This window comes from Natronospira sp. (assembly GCF_007134575.1).
GTDB classification, from domain to species: Bacteria; Pseudomonadota; Gammaproteobacteria; order Natronospirales; family Natronospiraceae; genus Natronospira; species Natronospira elongata.
Genome location: NZ_SLKM01000166.1, coordinates 1 through 9,160 on the forward strand (window position 1 = coordinate 1; position 9,160 = coordinate 9,160).

Annotated in this window: 8 protein-coding genes; 6 read left to right on the forward strand and 2 right to left on the reverse strand. The window is 62.8% G+C overall.

Going from position 1 to position 9,160, the window contains the following annotated elements; all coding sequences use genetic code 11:
* The first annotated feature begins 27 nt into the window (after positions 1 to 27).
* From ACJWXQ_RS06545 to ACJWXQ_RS06570, 6 genes are all read left to right on the forward strand, one after another.
* Positions 28 to 1,779 (forward strand): hypothetical protein, encoded by a 1,752-nt coding sequence (locus ACJWXQ_RS06545; RefSeq protein WP_406672415.1) that lies wholly within the window; start codon positions 28 to 30, stop codon positions 1,777 to 1,779.
* A gap of 102 nt (positions 1,780 to 1,881) precedes the next feature.
* Positions 1,882 to 2,427, forward strand: a complete 546-nt coding sequence (locus tag ACJWXQ_RS06550; protein ID WP_346051024.1) for a hypothetical protein — start codon at positions 1,882 to 1,884, stop codon at positions 2,425 to 2,427.
* 37 nt (positions 2,428 to 2,464) lie between these two features.
* A complete protein-coding gene (locus ACJWXQ_RS06555) occupies positions 2,465 to 3,007 on the forward strand; it encodes a response regulator (protein ID WP_406672416.1) in 543 nt (180 codons plus the stop codon).
* A 158-nt stretch (positions 3,008 to 3,165) separates the two neighbouring features.
* Complete coding sequence (locus ACJWXQ_RS06560) at positions 3,166 to 3,381, forward strand: hypothetical protein (RefSeq protein WP_346051022.1); 216 nt, start codon at positions 3,166 to 3,168, stop codon at positions 3,379 to 3,381.
* 24 nt (positions 3,382 to 3,405) lie between these two features.
* Positions 3,406 to 6,423, forward strand: coding sequence for a response regulator (locus ACJWXQ_RS06565; RefSeq protein ID WP_406672418.1), 3,018 nt, complete (start codon positions 3,406 to 3,408; stop codon positions 6,421 to 6,423).
* Positions 6,420 to 7,214: an SAM-dependent methyltransferase gene (locus ACJWXQ_RS06570; RefSeq protein WP_346051021.1), complete on the forward strand. Its 795-nt coding sequence runs from the start codon at positions 6,420 to 6,422 to the stop codon at positions 7,212 to 7,214. The genes ACJWXQ_RS06565 and ACJWXQ_RS06570 overlap by 4 nt, the downstream gene beginning before the upstream one ends.
* Here the strand turns inward: ACJWXQ_RS06570 and ACJWXQ_RS06575 are convergent.
* Positions 7,211 to 7,714 (reverse strand): PDZ domain-containing protein, encoded by a 504-nt coding sequence (locus ACJWXQ_RS06575; protein ID WP_346051020.1) that lies wholly within the window; start codon positions 7,712 to 7,714, stop codon positions 7,211 to 7,213. The two genes, ACJWXQ_RS06570 and ACJWXQ_RS06575, sit on opposite strands and share 4 nt — an antisense overlap.
* Before the next feature lie 353 nt (positions 7,715 to 8,067).
* Positions 8,068 to 9,160 (reverse strand): TonB-dependent receptor domain-containing protein (locus ACJWXQ_RS06580; protein ID WP_406672417.1); only part of this gene is annotated, 1,093 nt, incomplete at its 5' end.

Genomic DNA, 9,160 nt, shown 5'->3' on the forward strand with positions numbered 1-9,160 from the left:
GCCTTCCGGCCACTGAGGAGGTTGTGAATGAAAATGCGCTGGATTCTGCCGCTGGGCACACTCGTGCTTGTTGCGGCAGTGCTGGTCTGGCAATGGGTGGGGCGGGAGGCTCCGCCGCCCGCACCGGCAGTGACAGTGGGCGAGGATCTCAACCGGCAAGTACCGGCCGACACCCTGATCTATTTCGGGGGCCGGGAGCCGCTGCCGCTGAAGGCGTTGGAGACCGTATTCCCGGCCATGGATTCACTGCTGGACGAGACCAGTGCTGCGCAGATCCGGCAATGGCAACAGGCCAGCGACGTGGCCGATGGCTTGCGTTTTCTGGCCGCGCTGATCCTGGAGCTGGATCGGGTGAGCCGTGACGGTGGTGGTGTGCCCGCCATGATGACAAGGATTGGGGCCGGCCTTGAGCCGGAGTTCGTGGTCTATCTTGATCAGCTGGCACCGGTGCTGCGCTGGCGCCTGGATGATCCCGTCGCCCTGATCGCCCTGGTGGATCATCTTGAAGCGGCGGCGGAGATTGATCCCGCCGTGGCAGAGGAGGATAAGGCGGCCGCCTTGTTCCGTCGCTATCCCCTGTACCGCTCGGAGGAGGCAAGTGCCGACCTGGTCCTGGTCGTGCAGGGGGATGTGGCCAGTGTGTTCGTGGACAGCGAGGTATTGGCCGATCCGGCATTGTCCGCGCGCGTTTCAGCTCAGCAGGCCCCGACCGAATCCCTGGCCGACAGCGGCGTGCTGGAAGCCATCATGGATCGCCACGGACTGATGCCGACCGGCCTGGGTTTTGTGGACAGTCGGGCCCTGGTGGGCCTGCTTGGCGCGACCGGGCCGGGCAGTCTGGAGGCCTTGCGGGCCGCTGTTCGGGATGAGGAGACACCGCAGGATCAGCAGGCACTGCGGAGTGAGGCCTGCCAGACCGAGCTGCTGGCCATTGCCGAGAACTGGCCGGGCCTGCGCTTCGGTTTTGCTCAGCTGCCCACGGCGGAGGATCGGCGTCTTGCCATGGAGGTGCTGGTGGATAGCCGTGATCAGCGCACCATGCGCAGCCTCCGGCGCCTGCACGGCCATATCCCGGCGACGCTGATGCGGGGCGAGGCGGAGGTCATTGCCGCCACGGCCCTGGGTGTGAACACCGACGCCCTGCCACGGGTGGCACTGGATTTGTGGCGGCGTTTTACCCGGGCCGACTTTGACTGTGCGCCTTTAGAGACGCTGCAGGCACGGGTGGGCCAGACCAGTCCGGCCCTGCTTGGTCCCGCGCTTTCCTTTGCTGATGGGCTGATGGGCATGAGCCTGAGTGTTCTGGACATGGACGCCGATGACATGCCCGACAGCATGGATGTGCTGGCGACCATCTCGGCCGACGATCCCCAGGGGCTGTTGACCCAGTTCGGGGTGCTGTTTCCCCGCTTTGCGGAGCTGGATGTGCCCAGCGACGGTCGTGGTGTGGGCTTTCAGCCCCCGCCTCCCTTTGATGTCTTGCGGCGTGAGTTGACTCTGGCCCAGCACGGGCGTCATTTCACGATTCACAGTGGCGAGCGCGCCGCGGAGATGGCCGCGGCGATGGGGGATGATGAGCTTGAGGGGCGTGCCCTGCTGCTCATGTTGATCAATCCGGATCTTCATGCCGAGCGGGTGGGGGATGCGGTGAGCCTGGAAGCCATGGTGGGCGAGTCCCTGCCTGCCTGGTTGCCGGCCGAAGGCTGGCGTCTGCGCCAGACGCTGGATTTCACCGAGCGGGGCATTCGCCAGCGCTGGCAACTGGAAGCAGTGGATTGATTGTCTGGCGGCGGGGCTGAGGGGGGCTCCGTCCGGGGGATGGCAGCGGTTGGCCATGGGCGACAAGATTGATTCAAATCAGATGCTTTGAGGGAGGCAGTAATGTCGGAAGAAATGATCATCAAGCTGATTGTCGGTGGGGCCGTATTGCTCCTGGCCATCGCGTTATTGCCCAAATTGCTGGCCCGCCTGAAAGGAAGATTGCAGATCAAGCTGGATCGCAGTGCCGTTGCCTGTGGCGAGACCCTGAGCGGGCATTGCGAGGTCAAGGCCCGGCGCGAGATCGACGGCCGCGCACTGAATGTGGCCCTGGTGGGCGAGGAGATTGAGGAAGTGCGTCGGCATGGGAGCAATGGCCGCAGCCGTCGGCGTCGTTATCGCAACGAGATCTATCGTGACCAGGTACCGGTGAGTGGGGCACTGCATCTGTCTCCGGGTGATGTGGAGCGATTCGATTTCGAGCTGCCGGTGCCGGAATCGGTCCCCGGTCATGGCGGCAAGGCCCCGGAAGGCGCGCTGGCGCAGGGGCTGATGCTGGGGGCCCAGTTGCTGGGTGGACGCCGCCGCTACTATCGCTGGCGCGTGGAGGCCCGACTGGAGGCCAGTGGTCTGGACCTTCGTGCCAGGCAGAAAATTTCCCTGCGCTGAGCAGAACCTGCGCAGGCAGGGGTGAACGGGGGGTGTCATGTCCGGGCTTGCCCGCTTGATCAATGATCTGGGATTGGACGCCGATCTGGAGGCCCGTTTCCAGCGGGAACCACGGGAAGTCATCCAGGATTACGGTCTGAGTCGAGAGGAAGAAGAAGCGCTGGTCTTCGGTTGGCCGGCGGATGAGTCTGCCGGCCAAATGAATCGCGCCCATGTGCTGGTGGTGGAGGATGAGCCGGTCAACCGGGACTTGATGGTTGAATTCCTGGAGATGGAGGGTTTTTCCGTTGACGCCGCCGGGGATGGGGAGGAGGCGCTTCGTTACTGTCGGGACCAGGCCCCCGACATTGTTCTCATGGATATCAACCTGCCCATCCTCTCCGGCCTGGAAGCCACCCGTGAGCTCCGGGACTGGCCATCCATGACGGCAGTGCCGGTGATTGCCGTCTCCGCCCAATCCGAACCCCCTCACAGACAAGCAGCCGAAGCCGCCGGCTGCACGGTTTTCGAGCCCAAACCGGTCAACTTTCCCCGTCTGCTACGCTTGATGCAATGTCTGCTATTGGCCCGACGGGTTTGACTGACCCACTTTAAACGGGTAGCTGGTCCCAAGCGCCATCACGCTTCTTGCTGATGCTCAGAAATGTAATATGCTGGCAAGCAGAGGTGACGGAAGGGACCAATTAATGATGTCCTTGTCGTGATTATTGTCATTATCAGGAAGAAAGGAGTACTTCCATGTCCAAGCTTGCCGATTTGATTCACCGTTTGGGCGAAGATGCCGAGCTGGAAAGCCGCTACGAGAAGGATCCGGAGGCGGTCATGGCGGAATTCGAATTGAGTGAGGAAGAAAAAAAGGCCCTGGCTGCGGGGGACCTGGATGAAATCCGCCGCCTGACCGGTTTGAGCAATATCGAGAAGACCAGTCGGGCCATTATTCGATCCTACGACTGAACTGTCGTCGAGCTGCACTTGCTCATGTGCGGGGGGGCCGGGCCCGACAAGCTCCATTTCCTGAATGGCGCTACTCGACGGCGGCTATGGTCAGCCGCTGTATTGTTGCTGTTCCTGCTGGTGGTTTCAGCGGCTCATGCTGAAGACACGGAACGGCTACAGGAGAACGTCGAGCGACTTGAACGCCTGAATATTCAACTCTCCTGGCGCGAGTCCCAGGCCAGCATTGAGGACTTTCGGCGCGAAAACCCTGTGTTGCCTCCCCCTCTTGAAACTCGTTTGCGCCTTCTTGAGCTGCGGAATCGCGGGCTATCCGGAGACGAAGCTGGTGCCTTGGCTGAGATGGAAAGCCTTCCGGTGGCCGAGCTGCCAGACGAAATCCGCTTGCGTGCCGAGGTATTACGTTTGAATCTGGCAACCAATGCCACGGACTACCAGACCGCTTTTGAAGCCTTGATTCAGGGGCGCGAGTTACTTGAGAGGGTTGATTCTCCTGAGTTGTCTGCCGCCTTCCTCGGACGTGCCGCAGTGCTATTGGGGCAGGCCGGCCAGCATGAGGAGGCACTTGAGTTATCCCGGGAAGCTTTGGCCGAGGCACATCGGACCCTGGATCCTCGGGAGGTTTGCGCCGAACTATTGCAGCAGGGCCTGATTGTGCGGCGGATGGGGGCCATGGCCAGTCTGGCATCGGTAGTGGAGGAAGGTCTGCCTGCGTGTGAGAGGGCCGGTGATCCGGTGCTGTTGGCCGTGAAGCAGCGACTGGAGGGAGAGGCCCGCTTGTTTCAGGGAAATGTCGATGAGGCTGTCGAGTTGCTCGAGGAAGCGCTGGAAGCCGTGAATACTGCCGGTTATGCGGTCGGCGCCCTGGAAGGACGCCTTGCTCTGGCAGCTGCCCTGATTGGGCAAGGCAGTTACACCCGGGCTGGTGAAGTACTGGATGGTCTTGCGCCTGAACTGGCCGAAGCCGGCCGGTGGTGGTCAGCGATCCAGGCGCATCAACTACAGGCTCAGTTGTTTGAGCTAGACGGCGCTTACGATTTGGCGCTGGAGCAGGAAAGGGCCGTAGTGGATCTGGAAGATCGCAAGCGGGAGGAGGAGCAGGCGGCCCGAAGTGCGCGGATGCAGGCACAGTTTCTGGATGACCGCAGGACCAGGCAGATGGAGCTGTTGGCCCAGAGTCGGCGGGAGGAGGGTCTAAGGCGCAATGTGGCCATCGGTGGAACATTTTTCCTGTTGTTACTGGGCGGGGTGGTTTACAACCGATTCCGCCTCGGTCGGGATGCGGCCCGCCAGATTCAGCGACAGAACGAGCAGTTGGGGATGCTTGCCACCCTGGTGCGTTCCGCCAATCGCTATCGGCGAACCCGGGAGATATTGCAAGAGCTGATGGCTCGCCTGGTCAGGCTGACGCCGGCGCTGACCGGGGCCCAGGCTCTGGTCCTGGATCTGGAGAGCAGTCGTCTGCTCTCCCTGGCCGCCAACGGCGGTCCCAGCCTGCTTGGTCCGGGTGGCTACCAAGAGGAGGCTGTGCAGACATTGCTCAGCCAGCGGGGACGAGAATTATCGGAAGGCCTCTATCACCTTGAGCCCGGGCACATCGAAACCCTGAGCGGTGAAGCCTCGTCGGGCAGTCAGCAATCCAGTGGGCTGATCGGGATGACGCTGCCGGTAGAGAACCGTCTCCAGGCCGTGCTTTTTTTCGCATTGCGTTCCGATGACAGGGCACGGCAGTCCGAGCTGATCGCGGTGTTGAGTCGGGTGCGTGAGCACGCCCGTGCCATGCTCTCCAGCGCCCGGCAACTGGAGGACATTGAGCGCGAGTACGGGCGGTGCAAGGAGGCCGTAGAGGAGCTTTCCCGTACCGAGCGTCAATTGAAAGCCGCGGTGCAACAGGCCCGGGAGGCCGGGGAGGCGCGGATGCACTTCCTTGCCCGCATCTCCCATGAATTGCGCACGCCCTTGCACGCCATTCTCGGCTTCAGCCAGAAACTGGAACGTCGTCTTGCCAGGCAGGCCGACGACGACGAGGTGCCGGCGCCGGTGCCCCGCAATCTGGCAGTGGTTCAGCAGGCTGGCACCGAATTGGTCACGCTGGTGGATAATCTGCTTGATGCCTCGCGCATGGAGGCCGGGCAGATGAGTCGCAGTGACGAGCCCATCCGCCTTCGGCCTTTTCTGCAGGAATGCCTGGCGCTTGTTAATTCCTCGCTGCAGGCCAATGGAAACGAAGCCGTGCTGGCGCTGGAGGAGGCACCCGAGTTGATCGAATCGGACCCGGCTCGGCTGAGGCAGATATTGCTGAATCTGTTGTCCAATGCGGCGAAGTTTACCCACCGTGGCCGGGTCGAATTGAGTGCCTTCATGGATGGGGACGGGCGGCCCCGAATTCGGGTCACTGATTCCGGCAGCGGGCTGGACCCGGAGACCCGGCGACGCCTGTCACGCCTGTTCCGGGACAAGCGCTCGGATCTGGAGCGGTTCTATGAGGACAAGGGCCTGGGCCTGGTGGTGACTCGGGGCTTGTGCGATTTGCTGGATATCCAGCTGGAATTGAAAAGTGAGCCGGGCCGGGGGACGAGTGTCAGCCTCCTTCTGCCGGAAGCCAGCGTTGCCGCCCACGCCCCGGCGCTGGCTGCGCGGACGGATCAGGGACAGGGGGCCGCCGAGGCGCCGGCATCGGTGCTGGTGGTGGAGGACAACCGGGTGAACCGGGAGCTGATGGTGGATTTCGTCCGCAGCGAGGGTTGTCGGGCCCTGGTGGCGGCGGACGGGGAAACTGGCCTGAGTCGTCTCAGGTCTCATCCGTCGGACCTGGTCCTGCTGGATGTGGACCTTCCCGGGATGTCCGGTATTGATCTGCTCCGGTGGATGCGGGGCGATCCGGCCTTGCGGGACATTCCCGTTATCGTGGTGACGGCGGTGGATTCGGAACACTATCGGGAGCAGGCCGAGGCCCTGGGCTGTGTCAGCTACGAACTCAAACCCTTGGATTTTCGTCGTTTGGCCGGCCTCATCCGTGATCAACTACCGGGGGAAGCGTGAGCTGCGGTGAACTGGTGGTGGTGGGGAGCGGCATTCAGTCGGGCCGGCACCTCAGCCGGCGGGTGATCTCCGAGCTAGACCGGGCAGACGATGTACTGGCCATGACCGATTCCTGGGCCTGGTCCTGGTTGCGCAGGCAGCGCCCAGACGCCCGTTCCCTGTCTCACTTCTACGCTGAGGGCAAGGATCGACGTCAGACTTACCGGGAAATGACTCGAGAGATTCTGGCACCGTTGATGTCGGGACGTCGGGTCTGCGCCGTCTTCTATGGGCATCCGGGGGTCTTTGCCGATGTGCCGCACGCCGCGATCCGTGCGGCAAGGGCGGCTGGTCACCGGGCGCGGATGGAGCCCGGCGTGTCCGCCGAGGCCTGTCTCTACGCTGACCTGGGCCTGGACCCCGGCCGCCGTGGTGTGCAGTCCTTCGAAGCGACACAGTTTCTTGTCTTCGAGCGTGAGCTGGACCCTGCGGCCCTGTTGATTCTTTGGCAGGTGGCCCTGGCCGGTGACCTGAGCTGCACCCGGACCGGTGCGGATCCTGCCCGCCTTCGGGTATTGAAAGACAAGCTCCTGCGCTGGTACGCGCCGGACACGGAGGCCATACTCTATGAGGCAGCCCGCCTGTCTCTCGAAACCTATCGGGCGGAACGGCTCTCCTTAAGGGCATTACCCGAGGCCGCGTACAGGGACTACACCACCCTGGTGATTCCTCCACAGCGGACTCTGATCCCGGACCACCAGGCCTTGACCGCCCTCGGTTATCCGCCAGATACACTGGATTCACTCAGCTAGTCTGGCAATGTCAGTTCCAGCTCCAGGCGCTCGCCGTTGCGATCCAGTGCCAGTAGCAGCGGGGCGGTGCCGGCGTGCTGGCGCAGGGTGCGTTGCAGGACTCGGGTTGCCGGGGCCTGGCCGTCCAAGGGGCGGTTGTTGACGGCGGTAATCACATCACCCGCCTTGATGTCCGCCAGGGCTGCCGGACTGTCCGGATAGACCTGCTCCACGCGCACGCCGGGTGGTTGCTCGTTTTCGCTGCCGCGAACGCCCAGTTGCGGGCCGCGCACCGCGCGCATGGCGGCCTGGATGCTCTCCCGGGTCTCATCGTCTTCCAGCATGGCCGTGATCTCGGCCAATCGACGCAATAGGTCGACCAGCTCCTGGTGAACGGCCTCATTCAGTTCGGCCTGGCTCTGGTCCGGGGCTTTCCTGGCCGGCTCATTACCGGCAACCGCCGGGCTGAAGCCAAGGCACAGTGCCAGGCCAATGGCGGGTAGTAACGGTCTGGTGGGCATGCCCGAGCTCCTCAGTGCCGATCTCTGATTTCTAGCACATTGGACACTCAGGGCGGGAAAACGGTCGTGGAATCGTCGGTGGTGGCTGCTCGGGAAGGACGTTAAAGAAACGGGGCACAGGCGGATGAACCGCCTGCCCCCGCGTCCAGCTAGGGAGTGTGACTCCGCACGGGCTAACGTGTCTGGAGTCAGTTTCAATACTAGACGATCAAACCACCGTTTTCCAGTTATTCGTACGAAAAAAGTCGTTGTTTGTTTCTGGAATGGGCCAAACCAGAAAAAAGAAGGCCCGCTGACGGGCAGCGGGCCTTCCACGCCCCTTGCGGGGCCTTCTGCGATACCGGAATCGCCTATCAGTAGCTGCCGCGGAGGGTCAGCTGATAGTTGCGGCCCAGCACCTCGGGGAGACCGAAGTGGCCGGAAGCTCGCTCGATCCGGTTGGGCTCGCGGTCGAACACGTTGTTGACGGTGAGCTGCAACACCGTGTTCTGCGGGGCCCAGTCAGCGAAACGGCTGACATTGTAGGACACCGAGGCGTTGTGGATATGACGGGAACGGGTCCGATAGACCGCAGCGCCGTCGTCATCCTGGAACAGAATGTCCTGAGCCGGGTCGATGCGCGGACGACGCATCCAGTCGGTCCGCCAGAACACGCGCCAGTCACCGCGGGTCCATGTGGTATCGACAATCGCCCGGTTGCGCGGCTGGCTGAAGCCACCCACCTGCTCCGGTGCCTCGTCACCGGCCACCGAAGTGGTGCGGTCACGGGTCTGGGTGAAGCGCATGTTCAGACCCAGGGTACCCATGTCACGTGCACCCATGCCTTCGGAGAACATGCCCATGAAGTCGGCGATGTCGAAGCGATACTGGGCGCCGACATGCACCTGGCTGAGGCGGAACTCCTGGGCATTGGTCTGACCGGTCAGGAAGTCTGCCACCTGGCCTTCATCATCCCGGTCGAAAGCGCCACAGGCGTCGACATTCGGGAAGTCGGGCGAGTCGTAACAGGCTTCCATCAGATCGGTCAGGGACAGGCTGGTGATGGCATCCTCAATCTCGATGTTGTAGTAGTCCGCGGTCAGGACCAGGTTATCGACCCAGCGGGGCTCGAAGGTCAGGCCCAGAGCGTAGGACTCTGCGGACTCGTTGTTGAGGTCAGGGTTACCGCCGGAGCGGCCGACACCGGTGGCCAGAGTGATGTTGGAGGTAAAATCGTCCAAATCCTCTGGGTCCACATCCAGACTTTCGGCACAGTTGGCGCGACGCTGATCCGGGTCGGGGCCCGTGTCCACGAAGTCCTGGTCACAGGGGTCGTCGGCGAAGCTGAACGTCTGGGTCTGCGGGGCGAACAGCTCCACCAGGGACGGCGCCCGGATGGACTCGGTGTAGTTACCACGGACAGTCAGGTCACGCACCGGTGACCAGACACCGCCAACGGACCAGACA

Bases quoted from the DNA above. Each gene is read 5' to 3' on its own strand.
- ACJWXQ_RS06565 (WP_406672418.1), top strand. From the start codon at position 3,406: ATGTGCGGGGGGGCCGGGCCCGACAAGCTCCATTTCCTGAATGGCGCT.
- ACJWXQ_RS06575 (WP_346051020.1), bottom strand. From the start codon at position 7,714: ATGCCCACCAGACCGTTACTACCCGCCATTGGCCTGGCACTGTGCCTT.
- ACJWXQ_RS06550 (WP_346051024.1), top strand. From the start codon at position 1,882: ATGTCGGAAGAAATGATCATCAAGCTGATTGTCGGTGGGGCCGTATTG.
- ACJWXQ_RS06555 (WP_406672416.1), top strand. From the start codon at position 2,465: ATGTCCGGGCTTGCCCGCTTGATCAATGATCTGGGATTGGACGCCGAT.
- ACJWXQ_RS06545 (WP_406672415.1), top strand. From the start codon at position 28: ATGAAAATGCGCTGGATTCTGCCGCTGGGCACACTCGTGCTTGTTGCG.
- ACJWXQ_RS06560 (WP_346051022.1), top strand. From the start codon at position 3,166: ATGTCCAAGCTTGCCGATTTGATTCACCGTTTGGGCGAAGATGCCGAG.